Source organism: Marinococcus tarijensis (assembly GCF_054971385.1).
The window spans coordinates 1-13119 of the sequence record NZ_JBQOJA010000047.1; the positions used below are offsets into that span (position 1 = coordinate 1).

The following is a 13119-nucleotide window of genomic DNA, read 5'->3' on the forward strand; positions in this document are numbered from 1 at the left end:
AAAGAACAAGTGATGGATGATTTTAAACAGGCCCAAAACAAAGGAAGCATTTTGTATAAAGACGTGATCTCTTTTGATAACGAGTGGTTACAGGAAAACGGCATTTATGACCCAACAACTAAACAGGTAGACGAAAAGAAATTGAAAGAAGTTACCCGCGCAGCTGTGTCCGATATGCACGAAAAAAATAACTTTAAAGACACGATGACGTGGACCGGAGCCGTTCACCATAACACCGAAAACATTCATATTCATTTGGCTTCCGTCGATACGGAACCGGGAGACGATCAACGGGGCCGACGGAAATTAAAATCACTGGAAGGGATGCGGTCCACGTTCGTCAATAAGATTCAAGACCGGTCGTTTGAACACAAAGAGATTAATGATCTGATGCGAAATAAAATCGTGAATAAGAAGAAAGAACAGCCGGACATGAAAGGCATGGACCGGGGCATGAAAAAAGATTTTCTGGCGATCAAAAAGCAACTGCCGGAAAACAAACGGTACTGGCAATACGGGTATCAAAACATTAATCATGTGAAGCCCGATCTGGATAAACTGACCGAAAAATATTTACAAAAGAACTTCCCCAAAGAAATGAAACAGCTCGATCAAAAATTGAACAAAGAAGAAAAGATGCTGAAAAAAGTGTACGGGGAAGGGAACGAATCTCGGTACAAGGATTACAAACAAAACAAAAAAGATGATCTGTATAAACGGATGGGAAACACGTTCTTGCAGGAAATGAAATCGTATGATTATAAGGAAAAAAATATCGAACAAAAGCAACGTTCTTCTGGCACAAACCAGAAGCGAGTGAACTTTCAAAAGAACCGGGCTTTGAATCAGATACAGTATGGATTGAATCGGGTGGTCCATGCGGAACTGAACAGCTATCAGAACCAGAACGCCTATGAACAGATGCAACGAAATATCCAAAATAACCAGAGGGGGCAATCCTTATGAGTGATGTTATTAGCCGTGTGCGGCTATCCGAAGAAGCCGATGCTTACGTCAAAGAAATGAAAGAAAAACGAAACGAACGATCGCAGGCCAAGATCATTGACCAACTCCTGTTAGAACACCAACAGGAACACAAAGATTTGGAAAAGGGAGACTACGTGACATCCATGTTGATGGCTCAAATGAACCAAAAAATTGAACAGGAATTTCATAAATATTTTAATCGGTTACAGCTGGGCGTGAACAACACGGACCGTAATTCGCAGATGCTTCTGGAACTGATGAACGGCTTAATGGTTAGCAGTAATATCTCCGATATTATGCCAACTAGTGAATTTACCTCGAAACCATATACCACGGCCAAAGAAGAAGTGAATGAACGAATTGCGAACCTGCAACAACGAAAAGCGGAATATGAGAAGAAACAAAATCAAACACAAGGAGGATAATGATGGGCCGACAAGAATTTGGATTTATTCAAGAAATGGGTGAAAAAGACGTGGTGGTGGTGGTCGAAAAACAAGAAATGGTTATTCCGTTAGAAGCAAAAGATATGGACCTTCTGCAGCAGATGATGGTGGAAACAGATATGGAATATGTGTTGGTTGATCTGGACGAAAAACAATTACTATTCGACAGTGATGTAATGGAAGGCGAAGCCAATAATCCGGCGCTAAAGGATCTCGATGTGGGCGTGGATGATGATGGATATGTGCGATAACAAAGGAGGACAACCGCATGGCTTATAAGAAAAAATCAGCCGAAACGAAACGGCAGGAAGTGGAACAATTAGCCGAAGATCGCAACGATCAAGTGGATAGTTACTTTCAGTCCTCGGAGAACATGAAGGAATACTTGAGCTTTATGAGCAAGTTCTATGATTACTCGGTCGGCAACTCCACACTGATACAAAAACAGTTTCCGGGAGCAAACGCCGTCGGTGGTTTTCAGTTCTGGAAAGAACAGGGCTTCTCGGTCCAAAAAGGCGAAAAGGGAAACAAGATTCTGGTTCCGGCCCCGTTCAAAACCTTTGAACGACAGGAGAACGGCGAAACCAAACAGGTGGGACTGAACAAGGCCACGAAAGAGGAAAAAGCGAAGATCGACCGGGGCGAATTAAAGGTCCAGGAACACCGGCATTATAAAACCGCCGCCGTGTTCGATATTTCGCAGACGAACGCCACGGCCGACGATTTACCGAAGATTTATCCGAACAAATGGCTGGAAGGCTCGGTGGAAAACTATCAAGCGTTTTATGATTCGATGGAACGATACAGCAACAACATGAACGTGGACGTGCTGGCCGAACCAATGGAAGAACTCGGGGCGTCTAAAGGCCAGTACATCGAGTACACGCAGACCAGCCCCGGAGGGGCATCATCCTCTCACCGGGCGATTCAACTCAATCCCCGGAACGATGAACTCCAGAACGTGAAAACCCTCATCCATGAAGCGGCACACGCTCAACTGCATGGCCGGGACAAGGAAGGCAAGGACCTGCCGCACTCGGAGAAGGAATTTCAAGCCGAAATGACGGCCTATACGGTGAGTACGCATTTTGGACTGGATACGAGTGATTACAGTCTGGATTACCTGCATACCTACAACCAACAGCATGATACGACAACCGACAAAGTGGCATTGCTTCAAGGTGTCAAAGATACATCGTATGACATGATTACGCATCTGGAAGATGATCTGCAGATTGAAAACACCTACGAAGAAGCAAGCACCAATGAATTACAAGAGCGATTCCAAAACTATGAAGTGGTCGCCAACGGGACCGTTCAAACGATTGGAGATATGGATGCTGATACCTTCCGGTCCACGTTTGAAGATCGGTACGGCAATAATTTATTGGCACATGGGGATGTTCGAGGGGAAACGGTCGAACAGGAAGTGCAAGCCTTTAACGATCTTAAAGACCCGGAGCTGGCTAGTCATAACAATATGAAGATCGTAGACCCAACGATCGAAGAACCACAAGCCTATGTGGAATGGTCAGAAACGAAGATGGACGGCCAAATGATGGCTCTTTCGGACATGGATAAAGCCCTAGCCCAAGCAAACATGAACAGCATGGGAGACATCGGGTACGACAAAACCAAAGTACAGGTGATGATGCCGCCCGATGAAGCGAACGAACAGCAGGTGATAGCGGCTGATCGGCTGGAGATCGGGGATGGCTCGTACCATGATTTACACTCGGAACTTGATCGACAGGGCTATTCCTTTCACCGGGAGCATTTGAACGATCAATCGTATCTGCAAGACATTTACACGCCGGAAGCCTTTGAACAAACCTTTGAAGATTTAGCGGTGAAGATTCAAGAACACAAAGAAGGACATACAAGCATGGACAACTCTGATCTATATGAAAGCCAACGACAGGACGTACAGGCGTTTACCGAAGAACATGGGTACGTTCCTGGGGCAAAGGCCGAAGCGATTCATCAAGCCACGACCACGGACGTTCAAGAGCGTCAACAGGACCGGGCAGCGGTCAATCAAAGTGTGCAGTTGGCATCGGCTTATACCTCCTATCACGATCATGTAACCAACGAACAAGGGCAAAAGAACCCGGACATGGAAACGGTGTTTGATCGGGTGGAAAGCCAAAACGCCTATGAAGCCTTAAAAGAACAGGCGGTCGATCAGAACGTGCTGACCGTTGATACCGTAAATCGACTGGAACAACGGCTGAAAGGCGAAACCACAACAGAAAAAGAACCAACGTGGCCGTTTGAACAGGCCGATACGAAAAGCGTCACCAAAGAGGAAACCGTGGAAGAAACCACCACCCGGAAAACCGTTCGACAGAACGGCATGAGCATGTAGAAAGGAGGGAGAACACATGGCCAACCGCCGAGTAAACAGTGAGGAAATCGAACAGGCCAAAACCGTGGGGTTGATGGATTACTTGGATGCGAACGGCTTAGAAGTAAAACAGCAGGGCAACGGCCAACCGCCGTATTATAACTTAGTGGAAAACGACAGCTTGGTCATTCAGGGCGAAAAATACTTCTGGAACAGCCGACAGGAAGGCGGCTACGGGGCGATTCATTTTGCGATGACGTACCATGACCTTTCCTTTCCCGATGCCGTCCGGCGCATCAATGAACACGAATATGCGTTGGACCGCCAGCCAGTGCAACAGGTGGAGAAAGAGCCGTTTTCCTACCCTTCGCATTACGAGGTGGCCGATACCTCGAACGTCCGGGACTATTTGGTGAATGATCGGAAGGTCGATGAACGAGTGGTCGATTGGTGCTTGAACAAAGATTTGATCGTGCAGGACCGGAAAGATAACTGCGTGATGAAATGGAAAGATCGGGACGGGGAAACGATTGGAGCTGATCGACAGGGAACAAGGCCGATGGAGAACGGGAAGCATTTTAAAGGCGTGGTGAAAAGTTCGGCGGAGGACGGCGGTTTTGCGATCAATGTCGGCAAGAACATTGATAAAATTGCGCTGTTTGAAAGTCCAATAGACGCGCTTTCCTACTGGTCGGAGAAAAAGGGAGACGTTCAGAATACCCGATTGCAAAGCATGAGTGGTTTGAAAATACAGGCGGTGAAACGGGGCTTGCAGGACTTACAGGCCGACGGGCATAAAGTGACGCAGGTGATCTCGGCCGTGGATAACGATGCCGCCGGAGATCATTTTCACGACAAGCTGAAAGACTATATTAATCATAATGCGATTGTCGATCATCGGCCCACGCAGACCAAAGACTGGAATGAGGAATTGAAGCTGGGCGTTCAACAGGACCAGAAGGAACCGCCGAAAGTCAAACAATCGTCTCCTTCAATGGGAATGTCTTAATTAAAATAGCGGCATGTGTATCATTTAGTAAAAGAAGGTCCACCGTATTGTTGGTGGGCCTTCTTTTAGATATAAGTATTAAAATTAAAAAGGAGGACCAGATTTAAGGAAGTTTATGCACCAGTCAATGATACTTTTAAGAAATTGAAACGTGCTAAAGATATTCTTAATACTAGCTAATAATTCGACAAAGGATTTTACAGCAAAGTAAGCATAAGTATTTAAACATAGTTCATAAAACCAATTACTAACACCTTTTGAAGCATTTTTTAACTTATTTTCTTTTACTTCTTCATAAGGAAAGTCTATATCAAAATCTAACGAGTAATTTGCAATATCGGCCATCTTCATATTTAACAAAGATGTGATGTTCTCACGAAATTCTTTTTGTCGTTGTTCTTGTTCTGCGAGGGCTTGTCTTAACGATGCAGTAGGATCTTGGCTAAACTTTTTTATAGTATCATTAAAGGAATTTAAAAACTTTTGGATTTCTTGATTTTGGTCTAAAGTCCAAGAAACATTAGGTATTTTGGTATTAAAAAATGAAAAAATAGTTGATCGAAGTTCTTTTTGCTTTTGCTCATATTCTGCAAATATCTGTTTTCCTAACATAGAAGGCGTTTGAATCATTTTTTTCGTGAATTGATTTTCGCTTAATGCTTCTGCCAGAAGTTTATTCGTATTGACAGGCTTCATTGATTCTTGTGTTACATGAAATTTGGGATAAGAAAAAGAAGTGATTTGCTGTTGTCGTTTACTAATATCATTAAACAACTTATATGGATTAATTGGCTTGTAGTTCCAACTAGTCATGAATAACCTCCAGTGCTTCCCCTATGTTTTTGTCTTTTATTTAGCAATTTATTTCCTATAACGGTACACGTCACTGAAAAGATTATGGCTATCAACAATTCCATGAGATAGGGTAACGCAAAAAAAGTATCTAACAGAATGATGCTTATAGTGACGAAAACACCGGCTAGTATTCCTATCTGCCATTCCTTCATCGTAGAAATTTCCCCCTCGAACATCAAAGAGTGTAAAATAATCTCTGTTATTATTCTACTAGGAAATGGAAATAACACAAATAAAAGCTAGGAGTACGACTTCAAATCATGTCAATGGGCTTTTCTTGTATCAATAGGTAGAAAAAAGGAGTGTAGGCGTTGAAAGAGTATGAAAACACAAATAATCTCGACGTTTGGGCATTTGTCTATCTTCTAGCAAAAGACATACATAGTATTTTAGGCGAAAATTTAACGGGTCTCTATGTGCATGGCTCGTTGGTTTTAGGAGGTTTCAGTACAGCAAGTAGTGATATTGATCTTATAGGAATAACAGAAGCTCCATTAGCAAAGGAAGATGCTTTCAAACTAAAAACGCTACTATTAGCGTATTCCATGCACCCTTATCCAGTCGAAATTAGTTTTTTGAATATGAATCATCTAATAGGGTGGGAACATCCTAGCACATTTGATTTCCATTTTAGTGAACAATGGAGAAATCATTTTGAATTAGCCATGCCAACGTCGGATGATTTTACTTTTCAAAATATAAAAGATGAGGATTTAGCGGCACATCTTACGGTCGTCAATCATAAAGGAATTTGTATTCTAGGAAAGCCAATTAGCAAAGTATTTCCTTCTATTCCCAAGAATCATTATTTATCTTCGATATTGGGAGATTTTCAAAGCTGTTTACAGAATATCGAACAAGAACCAGTATATTGTACGTTAAATATTATTCGTGTATATCAGTATCTCCGAAATCATGAAATTACTTCAAAACTGGAAGCTGGAGAATGGGGACAAAACCATTTGCCAAGAGAATATAAAGAAACTATTCAACGCATTATGAATCGTTATCAAACAAATATAGCTAACGATGATATTAAAATTAGTGAGTTAATTCGGATAAGAGAGCATATAGTAAAACAGGTAGAAAAATTATTAGGTCGTCCTGTCGATTTCTAAAGAACAACAAGTTTTTCTTCTGATTGCCAAAGATTAGTCATAGGGAGACATAAGCGCATCTAAGGAAAGGTCTAGCAGCGTGGCTAAGGCTTCGGCTTCCCGAAAGCCGATGTTTGGCACTCGGTTGGCTTCATAGACCGACTTCGACACCAGACACATGGTACAGACGTCGTTCACGGTTAAATCTTTGGACGTTCGGGCGTGATAAAGCAGACCACCGATGTAATGGGGAGAACGGACGTCCCGGATAGATTTGTTCATTTATAATGACCTCCAATTTTTTTCGATCGTTCGAGGGCTTGGCCCGCATCGGTTAAGGAAGAAGCGTACATAATAATGCCGCCGCCGTACCGGTCTTTTAAGGCATCGACCGTCTGGTTCAACGAGGACCGGTCCTCCACGTCATCAAATAAACTTAACTGCCGGTGCTTGTCCGGTTCGACCTTTTCCAGTGACACGCCAATGCGCCGGACCGGTGTGCCAAGCCAGTGACGGTCAAACAGCTTCTGACAGGCGTGATAGATCACCCGGCCGTCATTGGTCGCCATGTTGAGTGTTCGTTGCCGGGAAAAGCCGACCGGGTTTTCATATGTGCCGCCAATACTTAAAGACAGTTGATGTCCTATTAATCGTTCGTCCCGGGTGCGGCGGGCCACTTCTTCGGCCAGTTCGCGCAAAATCACAAAAATCTCCGTTCGTTGATGGTAGTCTCTCGGCAGGGTCATGCCGTGGCCGATGCTTTTTTTCTGTTGATGGGTGTCGGGCGTAACGGGAGACGGGTCGATACCGTTGGCATACTGCCACAACAGCTCCCCGTTGATGCCCCACCGATGCTGTAATTCTTCCACGGGATAATTCGCTAAATGGCCGATGGTACGGATGCCCGTCTGCATGAAGTGTTTTTCCATGCGGTTGCCGACACCGAACAGCTCGCCAATCGCAAACGGCCAAAAATCATCGGCTAGGCGATTCTTATGAAAATGAAAGATGCCTCCAGGGCGCTTTTTGGCTTGCAGATCACAGGCACTCTTGGCAAGGATTTTATTTTCGCCAATGCCGATACGGGCATGGATGCCAAATTGTCGCAGAATGGCTTTTTGCAGGCTTTTAGCGGCTTGCTCGGGCCGGGACTGATGGACCGTTCCGGTGAGTTCGATAAACGATTCATCCACGGAGAACGGCTCCACTTGATCGGTATACGTTAAAAACAGTTCATTGATCTGCGTGGATATGTCGATGTACAACTGCATCCGGGGTTTAAGGACCGTTACCTCGGGACAAAGCGATTGAGCTTCCCAAAGAGCTTGGGCGGTCTTGATGCCGTGGCTTTTCGCCACGGGACAGGCCGCCAGAATCACCCCACTGCGCCGGTCCGGGTCGCCGGCCACCACGACCGGATGCTGGGACAGGTACGGATGGTAGACCTTTTCGATCGAAGCATAAAAACTCTGCATGTCGATCAGAAACACCACTCGTTTCATTGGTTTGCCCTCCTTTTACGACTGGACCGCCACAGCTTGAAGATGTTCGACGGGAATAACTACCACGGCTCCCCCCACTTGAAGCCATATCTGCGGCGGTGCGTCCCGAAAACGGGCCGCATAACCCGTTGTTGTGTGAAACTGACCGTCCTGCCAGTACGTGACGTCCAACAGCCACGTATACGCCATGCCGTCATGAATGATCTGCATATATTCTTCCATCATCTGGTCGTCCATTTCGGGAGGGTCCTGCCACGTTTGGGCTTCCTGCCGTTGTAACCACTGCTTGCGCCATTCCGGGAGAATCATGCGACTACTTTCCCAACGGAGATTGCTGGTCGGTGTGAGTTTGTTGGATTTCATGGGTATCACGTCCTTTCGTTACTACCTAGTATACACGAACAAGCGTTCGTTTAAACAGGTATTTTTTAATATAAATGTATTATTGTATTATTGTATAATTTGATCAAAGGTGATAGAATGAATATAGAAGTTAAGAAAAGATAGATAAATGAGGAATCGGCATGAATCAAGCCTGGAACATGGAAGAATTGGAAGCGAAGATTTACAGCAGTTCTAAGCAGTTATTAATCGTTAGTATCATGCTCATTGCGGTGTCCTCGGCATCCCTCTGGTTACAACAATGGTTTTCATGGCTGGCGATTGTGGCCGTTCTTCTGGCATTGGCATTGTTCACTTTTATCAAGGTGGTTCAAATCTTTCAGTGGCAGAAACGGATTAATGAATTAATGAGACGAAAATGAGATACTAGAAAGGATGAGCAACCATGCAACAGTTTGCTTTTGCGATTACCGATCACTTTTTCCCTAGCATCTTAGAGGGAGAGATTCAGGCCGATCACGAAGAAGCTGCGAAAGCGAAAATCAAAAGCCTGTATGCGAAAGAATTAGACACCGAAGAACAAGCAATCGACATTCTTACATTAGAACAACAGTAATTCATGCTAGGGGAGGGTGACGGCTGTGTTTGGACGAAAAAAAGAGGAACAAGACCAACGGTTTTATCTCAAACACAAGAACAGCATTTCATTTCTTGGAGAAGTTTCCATTATTGTTGATCGAGAAACCGGCATTAACTATATCAATTCGTCCATAGGGAATGGAAATGGTTTAACGGTGTTATTAGATGAAGAAGGAAAACCGGTTCGAGATCAAACATAGATAGGGTTAGAAAAAAGGAGAGGAAAAACGATTGGATAAAGTGAGATTGGGATTTATTCTACTCATCATTTTGATTGGCGTCCTACATTTTAGTGGCGTTTATGTGTTCCCGTTATGGTTTATCCTGTTGCTCCCGGTATTAGGAATAGTAATTAACATTGGCATTGTTAAGTATGAAAGAGATAACGAAAAAGCTCTAGATGAATAGAGAAAGAAAAGCATAAAAAAGAGGTGCTAAAAAACACCTCTTTCATCTCTATTGGCTTAATTCTTTTGGAGAAACGTGATCTATTCCATAAGCAACGGAGGAAAAAGCAAACGCATCTTTCTCTGGATGCTCCCGTTTTAGTTCGGCATAGGCTTGGCCTAAATTCCAATCCAATAATTGAAAGTTTCGTTCAAATTGGTATTTGTCTGTTTCGTGAAGGAGAATCACCACATGACGTTCTCCGTGAATCACATGCAGTTCATTTTCTACTAATACGGTCTGAACGTTTTGCTCGGCAATTTCTTGTATGTTTGCTTCGGTGCTTTCAAACTCCCCGATCAAGATATTCAATTCTATGTCGTCAAAATGCGTTACATGGGTAATCTTATAATGATTTGGCTCCATCTATAAACACCGCCCTAGCTAAAGTAAAATATGTTATTATTGTACCAAAAAAGGAGCTGACAAGGATGAATCACGTTCATATGTTAGATACATTTGCTCAGTATGAAGAGTTGGTCCTCCTTCAAGACGTGGACAAACGTAAAGATTATTTTCGTTATGAAATGATGCGTCCTTTAGAAGGGATGTGGAACCTTATTAACGTTCCACTAAAAGCGAAACAACCAAATGGTTACGATGTCATCATGGCATCCCAAATGCTTGGGTTTGCGGATATTTCTGAGGATCAGTATATCAAAGAAGGACTAACGGTTTTAAAGGCCAGTAATGTACATATGGTTATCGAAGATACGCTTCAAACCTGTATCAAAAAAGCGAATGAAGCTGAATTAAATGTAAACGCCGAGAGCATCACCTTTGGCCTTTATGTTGCTGATCCGATGAAGTTAGAACTTCAAAAGGGCTACACAGGTTTCGGCGGCATCCCCGGTTATATGATGATAACCATTTTTCCCAATGATTATAATTTGCCGAGAATACCTGCGGTGATTGCGCATGAATTTCATCACAACATTCGTTTCTCCTATTTTGATTGGGACTATGGGAATGTAACCGTTGGAGACTATCTGGTGATTGAAGGACTAGCTGAATCTTTTGCCAAAGAGCTTTATGGAACCGAACAATTAGGTCCCTGGGTGACTAGCATGAACAAGGAAGAATTGGCGTATTCCATTGAAGTTATTGGAGATGCTTTGGATGTGAAGGGGTTTGCGGAAGTAAGCAGCTACATGTTCGGAGATGAAGTAGCATCGAAGGAAGGTTATCAGCCTGTTGGGCTTCCGTTCTGCGCTGGTTATGCCGTAGGTTATGAAGTCGTTCAATCGTTTATGAAAAATACAAATAAAAGTATTTATGAGGCCACTTTAAGTTCCACAGATGAAATTATTGATCATTGTGGCTTGTTTACTTAATATCGATAAAATAAAGCATGTTAGTAAAAGTTTTCATTCTGCAATATGAAAGACAGAAAACGAAAGCTTTCTTTTTTTAACCTTTTTAAGTTCTTTTGGGTATACCCGAAAGAACAAAATCAGAATGCTGGTTTATCAATGTTTTTTAGGGTCCTTTTAAATGGTTCATTTACATTAGAAATAAGGTGGTAGATAATGTAAGTGTGGTAATTTGTTCATTTATCTTGAAACGAATATGAATGGAGAGGAAATGAATCATGGAAAGTTTATCTATTCAGATGCTTATAACAGCCGTAATCGTACTGGTCGTTTTGGTGTTCCTGGGGCAAGGCGTCGTGTATCTCTATCAATGGTGGCGGAAGAAACGAAAGTTTCAACGCATCATGGAGAGCGGCCTTCCTTATATTGACCAGATGGACGGCGTACAGTTCGAGCATTTTTTAGTCGAGCTGTTCCGTCAACTTCAATATAAGGCCAAAGGGTCAAAGGCGTCTCACGATTACGGAGCGGATCTTATTTTGGATAATGACAATCGCATTGTCGTACAGGCCAAACGATACGGCATCAATAACAAGGTGGGGTTAAAAGCGGTGCAAGAGGTGTATTTTGCTCAAACCTATTTCCAAGCCAAGGAAGCATGGGTATTAACGAACAGCTTGTTCACCCAAAGCGCCAGAAACGGCGCCGATAAAACGGGAGTGAAGCTGTTTGATCGGGAGGACTTGCAGCAGTGGCTCTTGCAGGTGAATCCGGCCCTTGATGCCAAGACGGTAGTTGAAACCGTGAAGCCGAAAGAACGGAAATGTCCGGCCTGTGGCGGCCTTCTGGAAAAGCGTACATCGAAATACGGGGCGTTTATGGGATGCAATCATTATCCGAATTGTACACATACGGAACCAGTCAATGCGAAGAACTAAGCAAAGGAGCGCAATCGAATGGCTGGCAAACATATCGGCTACGCAAGAGTAAGTACCAACGAACAGAATTTAGAACGGCAGATGCAATTACTCCGGGAAGCCGGATGCGAAAAAATCTTCACGGATAAAGATTCTGGCCGACAAATGAAACGTAAAGGGTGGGAGGATGCAAAAGCCTTTTTGCGGGAGGAAGATACCTTATTCATCCATGACCTTAATCGACTTGGCCGGAGCATGGAAGGCATCAAAGAGGAATGGGAAGTCTTAACGAAAATGAAAGTGCATATTGTGGTGCTGAATATGCCGATCTTAGATACCCGGAAGTACGGGGAAATGGAAATTGTCGGGCAGATGGTGATGAACCTCTTAAAAGAAGTGTTTGCGTGGATGGCCGAAGAACAATGGAAGCAACGAAAAGAAGCCCAAGATCAGGGCATCGCGATTGCGAAAGCACAAGGCAAGTACAAAGGCCGTCAAACCGAATTTAGCCCCGAAGGTAAGCATCGGGACAAATACTACATGATTATCAACCTTCTGGAGCAAGGCTACGGCCAACAGGAAATCGCCAGACGGATGAACTGTGGCTTATCCACCGTCAAACGAATCAAAAAAAGAAATAGTTTTTAAAATTTCAAGCACCGTAATAATAAATAAAAAAATTATGGAGCGATTCTTATGAATCAAGAACAATTAGATGAATTGAAAAAAATTGCGCAGTCTTATCAAGATAAATATGTATACTATTATCTAGCTTTAGCAGTTACAGCAATAGGTTTTACTTTTACTCAAATTCAAGATATGGAAAATTTTCATTGGATTGATATTCCTTTAGGAATAAGTATAATTTGTTGGGGTTTTAGCTTTTGGGTAGGTACTCGTAATCGTGAAATAAACAACTCTTTGATTTATGGAGAATATGATTTAAAAAAGATGGAATCTCACAGACAATCACTACTTGTAAACGATCCAGAATCTTTCGAATCAGAAAAAAAAATATTAACACATTTTATGGAATCAAATCATAAAAATAAGCAATTTTCTATTTATCTACAAAGAAACTATTTTTTTGTTGGTATAATTTCCTTTGTGGTTTGGCGTATTCTTGGGGACCGTCAATAATTTTGTGTAAACGGCTGTCCTTTTCCAGCCGGGAAGTTAACCCTGCGGTCGGAACATGTCTTCCAATTGATGTTGGGC

18 protein-coding genes are annotated in these 13119 nt (G+C 43.0%); 13 read left to right on the top strand and 5 right to left on the bottom strand.

Features of this window, described 5'->3' with window-relative positions; genetic code table 11:
• The 5 genes from mobP2 to ACTTK7_RS16300 all read left to right on the top strand — a co-directional run.
• Nucleotides 1–966 (top strand): MobP2 family relaxase (gene mobP2, locus ACTTK7_RS16280; RefSeq protein WP_462869149.1); only part of this gene is annotated, 966 nt, incomplete at its 5' end.
• Entirely contained in the window at nt 963–1412 is a 450-nt protein-coding gene (locus ACTTK7_RS16285; RefSeq protein ID WP_462869150.1) for a hypothetical protein, read from the top strand. The genes mobP2 and ACTTK7_RS16285, both read left to right, overlap by 4 nt.
• 2 nt (nt 1413–1414) lie before the next feature.
• Complete coding sequence (locus ACTTK7_RS16290; protein ID WP_462869151.1) at nt 1415–1684, top strand: hypothetical protein; 270 nt, start codon at nt 1415–1417, stop codon at nt 1682–1684.
• A 17-nt stretch (nt 1685–1701) separates the two neighbouring features.
• Entirely contained in the window at nt 1702–3801 is a 2100-nt protein-coding gene (locus ACTTK7_RS16295) for an LPD25 domain-containing protein (protein WP_462869152.1), read from the top strand.
• A gap of 16 nt (nt 3802–3817) precedes the next feature.
• Nucleotides 3818–4789, top strand: coding sequence for a toprim domain-containing protein (locus ACTTK7_RS16300; RefSeq protein ID WP_462869153.1), 972 nt, complete (start codon nt 3818–3820; stop codon nt 4787–4789).
• Between the two features lie 84 nt (nt 4790–4873).
• On the opposite strand, the gene ACTTK7_RS16305 is transcribed toward ACTTK7_RS16300, so the two are convergent.
• The gene (locus ACTTK7_RS16305; protein ID WP_462869154.1) at nt 4874–5602 is read right to left on the bottom strand and encodes a hypothetical protein; all 729 of its coding nucleotides are present in this window, start codon (nt 5600–5602) and stop codon (nt 4874–4876) included.
• A 353-nt stretch (nt 5603–5955) separates the two neighbouring features.
• Between ACTTK7_RS16305 and ACTTK7_RS16310 the strand changes: the two genes are divergently transcribed.
• Nucleotides 5956–6762 (top strand): aminoglycoside adenylyltransferase domain-containing protein, encoded by an 807-nt coding sequence (locus ACTTK7_RS16310; RefSeq protein WP_462869155.1) that lies wholly within the window; start codon nt 5956–5958, stop codon nt 6760–6762.
• Between the two features lie 33 nt (nt 6763–6795).
• Here ACTTK7_RS16310 and ACTTK7_RS16315 read toward each other — a convergent pair whose 3' ends face one another.
• From ACTTK7_RS16315 to ACTTK7_RS16325, 3 genes are read right to left on the bottom strand one after another with little or no spacing between them, the layout of a single operon-like run.
• Nucleotides 6796–7023: a hypothetical protein gene (locus ACTTK7_RS16315; protein WP_462869156.1), complete on the bottom strand. Its 228-nt coding sequence runs from the start codon at nt 7021–7023 to the stop codon at nt 6796–6798.
• Nucleotides 7020–8243, bottom strand: a complete 1224-nt coding sequence (locus ACTTK7_RS16320; protein WP_462869157.1) for a DNA polymerase IV — start codon at nt 8241–8243, stop codon at nt 7020–7022. Before ACTTK7_RS16320 ends, ACTTK7_RS16315 begins: the two co-directional genes overlap by 4 nt.
• Before the next feature lie 15 nt (nt 8244–8258).
• A complete protein-coding gene (locus ACTTK7_RS16325; RefSeq protein ID WP_462869158.1) occupies nt 8259–8606 on the bottom strand; it encodes a YolD-like family protein in 348 nt (115 codons plus the stop codon).
• Between the two features lie 161 nt (nt 8607–8767).
• On the opposite strand from ACTTK7_RS16325, the gene ACTTK7_RS16330 reads away from it, so the two are divergent.
• Genes ACTTK7_RS16330 through ACTTK7_RS16340 form a run of 3 tightly spaced genes read left to right on the top strand, consistent with a single transcriptional unit; the run spans nt 8768 to nt 9424 of the window.
• On the top strand, nt 8768–9007 hold the full coding sequence (locus ACTTK7_RS16330) for a hypothetical protein (protein ID WP_462869159.1): 240 nt from the start codon (nt 8768–8770) through the stop codon (nt 9005–9007).
• Between the two features lie 23 nt (nt 9008–9030).
• A complete protein-coding gene (locus ACTTK7_RS16335) occupies nt 9031–9201 on the top strand; it encodes a hypothetical protein (protein WP_462869160.1) in 171 nt (56 codons plus the stop codon).
• Nucleotides 9202–9226: 25 nt separating this feature from the next.
• The gene (locus tag ACTTK7_RS16340; RefSeq protein ID WP_462869161.1) at nt 9227–9424 is read left to right on the top strand and encodes a DUF6440 family protein; all 198 of its coding nucleotides are present in this window, start codon (nt 9227–9229) and stop codon (nt 9422–9424) included.
• A gap of 256 nt (nt 9425–9680) precedes the next feature.
• Here ACTTK7_RS16340 and ACTTK7_RS16345 read toward each other — a convergent pair whose 3' ends face one another.
• Nucleotides 9681–10037: a hypothetical protein gene (locus ACTTK7_RS16345; protein ID WP_462869162.1), complete on the bottom strand. Its 357-nt coding sequence runs from the start codon at nt 10035–10037 to the stop codon at nt 9681–9683.
• A 65-nt stretch (nt 10038–10102) separates the two neighbouring features.
• Here ACTTK7_RS16345 and ACTTK7_RS16350 point away from each other — a divergent pair, with 65 nt between their 5' ends.
• The 4 genes from ACTTK7_RS16350 to ACTTK7_RS16365 all read left to right on the top strand — a co-directional run bounded on the left by ACTTK7_RS16350 (nt 10103) and on the right by ACTTK7_RS16365 (nt 13041).
• Entirely contained in the window at nt 10103–11005 is a 903-nt protein-coding gene (locus ACTTK7_RS16350) for a DUF2268 domain-containing putative Zn-dependent protease (protein WP_462869163.1), read from the top strand.
• A 257-nt stretch (nt 11006–11262) separates the two neighbouring features.
• The gene (locus tag ACTTK7_RS16355; RefSeq protein ID WP_462869164.1) at nt 11263–11922 is read left to right on the top strand and encodes a restriction endonuclease; all 660 of its coding nucleotides are present in this window, start codon (nt 11263–11265) and stop codon (nt 11920–11922) included.
• 18 nt (nt 11923–11940) lie between these two features.
• Complete coding sequence (locus ACTTK7_RS16360) at nt 11941–12549, top strand: recombinase family protein (protein WP_462869165.1); 609 nt, start codon at nt 11941–11943, stop codon at nt 12547–12549.
• Nucleotides 12550–12597: 48 nt separating this feature from the next.
• A complete protein-coding gene (locus ACTTK7_RS16365; RefSeq protein WP_462869166.1) occupies nt 12598–13041 on the top strand; it encodes a hypothetical protein in 444 nt (147 codons plus the stop codon).
• Nucleotides 13042–13119: the final 78 nt, after the last annotated feature.

Excerpts from the sequence above, each read along its gene's own strand:
- ACTTK7_RS16285 (WP_462869150.1), top strand. The coding sequence starts at position 963 with ATGAGTGATGTTATTAGCCGTGTGCGGCTATCCGAAGAAGCCGATGCT.
- ACTTK7_RS16290 (WP_462869151.1), top strand. The coding sequence starts at position 1,415 with ATGGGCCGACAAGAATTTGGATTTATTCAAGAAATGGGTGAAAAAGAC.
- ACTTK7_RS16295 (WP_462869152.1), top strand. The coding sequence starts at position 1,702 with ATGGCTTATAAGAAAAAATCAGCCGAAACGAAACGGCAGGAAGTGGAA.
- ACTTK7_RS16300 (WP_462869153.1), top strand. The coding sequence starts at position 3,818 with ATGGCCAACCGCCGAGTAAACAGTGAGGAAATCGAACAGGCCAAAACC.
- ACTTK7_RS16305 (WP_462869154.1), bottom strand. The coding sequence starts at position 5,602 with ATGACTAGTTGGAACTACAAGCCAATTAATCCATATAAGTTGTTTAAT.
- ACTTK7_RS16315 (WP_462869156.1), bottom strand. The coding sequence starts at position 7,023 with ATGAACAAATCTATCCGGGACGTCCGTTCTCCCCATTACATCGGTGGT.
- ACTTK7_RS16320 (WP_462869157.1), bottom strand. The coding sequence starts at position 8,243 with ATGAAACGAGTGGTGTTTCTGATCGACATGCAGAGTTTTTATGCTTCG.
- ACTTK7_RS16325 (WP_462869158.1), bottom strand. The coding sequence starts at position 8,606 with ATGAAATCCAACAAACTCACACCGACCAGCAATCTCCGTTGGGAAAGT.
- ACTTK7_RS16330 (WP_462869159.1), top strand. The coding sequence starts at position 8,768 with ATGAATCAAGCCTGGAACATGGAAGAATTGGAAGCGAAGATTTACAGC.
- ACTTK7_RS16335 (WP_462869160.1), top strand. The coding sequence starts at position 9,031 with ATGCAACAGTTTGCTTTTGCGATTACCGATCACTTTTTCCCTAGCATC.
- ACTTK7_RS16345 (WP_462869162.1), bottom strand. The coding sequence starts at position 10,037 with ATGGAGCCAAATCATTATAAGATTACCCATGTAACGCATTTTGACGAC.
- ACTTK7_RS16350 (WP_462869163.1), top strand. The coding sequence starts at position 10,103 with ATGAATCACGTTCATATGTTAGATACATTTGCTCAGTATGAAGAGTTG.
- ACTTK7_RS16355 (WP_462869164.1), top strand. The coding sequence starts at position 11,263 with ATGGAAAGTTTATCTATTCAGATGCTTATAACAGCCGTAATCGTACTG.
- ACTTK7_RS16360 (WP_462869165.1), top strand. The coding sequence starts at position 11,941 with ATGGCTGGCAAACATATCGGCTACGCAAGAGTAAGTACCAACGAACAG.
- ACTTK7_RS16365 (WP_462869166.1), top strand. The coding sequence starts at position 12,598 with ATGAATCAAGAACAATTAGATGAATTGAAAAAAATTGCGCAGTCTTAT.